The following is a 1,025-nucleotide window of genomic DNA, read 5'->3' as shown; positions in this document are numbered from 1 at the left end:
TCGGTCGCCGACCCGGCGGCGCGCGCGGTGCTCGCGAAGGCGACGGGCCTGCTTCAGGCGAACCGGAGCGTGGCCGAGGTGATCCAGCCGCGCCCCGGGCTCACGGTCAGCGCGGACGGGCACACCGAGGTCCTGCTGGCGGGGTCGCGCGCGGATGCGAATGGCATGGTCAAGGCGGCCGACGCGCTCAAGGGGCCGCTGCACGCCCTGTCCGGTGACGGGATCACCGTGCAGGCCACCGGGTCCTCGGTGCTCTGGAGCGACTTCAACGCCGCGAACCACGGCGCGATGATGCACTCGGAGATCGTGTCCTGGCCGGTGACCATGGCGATCCTGGTGGTCGCGTTCGGCTCCCTGGTCGCCGCCGGGCTGCCGCTGCTGCTGACGATCTCGGGCCTGGCCGCCTCGGCGGGCGCGCTGGTGCTGCTCGACCACGTCACCCCGGTCTCGATCTGGGCGATGAACTTCGCGATGATGTTCGCGCTCGCCCTGGGGATCGACTACGCGCTGTTCCTGGTCGTGCGCTTCCGCGCCGCGCTCGCGCGGCATCGCGATCCGCACTGGGCGGTGGGGGAGACGATGGACACCGCGGGCAAGGCGGTCGCCCTGTCGGGGGCCACCGTCCTGGTCAGCCTGTCGGCGGTGATGCTGGTCCCGGTCCCGGCGTTCCGGTCGATGGCCGGCGGCATCATGCTCGCCGTCGTGTTCGTGCTCGCCGCCACTCTCACCCTGCTGCCCGCCGTGCTCGGACGCCTCGGCGCCCGGGTGGACGCCGCGCGGCTGCCGTGGGTGCGCGCCGAGCGGCAGGAGAGGCAGGAGGCCGGCGGCAGCCGGGTGTTCGCCTCCTGGGGCGAGCGGCTGTGGCGGCGGCCGCTGCGCTACGGCCTGCCGGCCCTGGTGATCCTGCTCGCGCTCGCCTCCCCGGTGCTCGGCCTGCGTACCGCGATGCCCTCGATCACCGTCGTGCCCGCCGACTCGTCCTCCCGCGCCGGGTACGCCGCCGTCCAGCAGGCCTTCGGCGCCGG

The 1,025-nt window shown here is 74.3% G+C and carries 1 protein-coding gene; it reads left to right on the top strand.

Annotated elements, in window-relative coordinates; all coding sequences use genetic code 11:
* The coding region (locus KDK95_RS34760; protein WP_212522607.1) for an MMPL family transporter at positions 1-1,025 on the top strand (1,025 nt) is incomplete at both ends.

Source organism: Actinospica acidithermotolerans (genome assembly GCF_018139625.1).
GTDB lineage: Bacteria > Actinomycetota > Actinomycetes > Streptomycetales > Catenulisporaceae > Actinospica > Actinospica acidithermotolerans.
The sequence above is the reverse complement of the archived record's forward strand: the minus strand, read 5'-3'. Positions and strand labels throughout refer to the sequence as shown.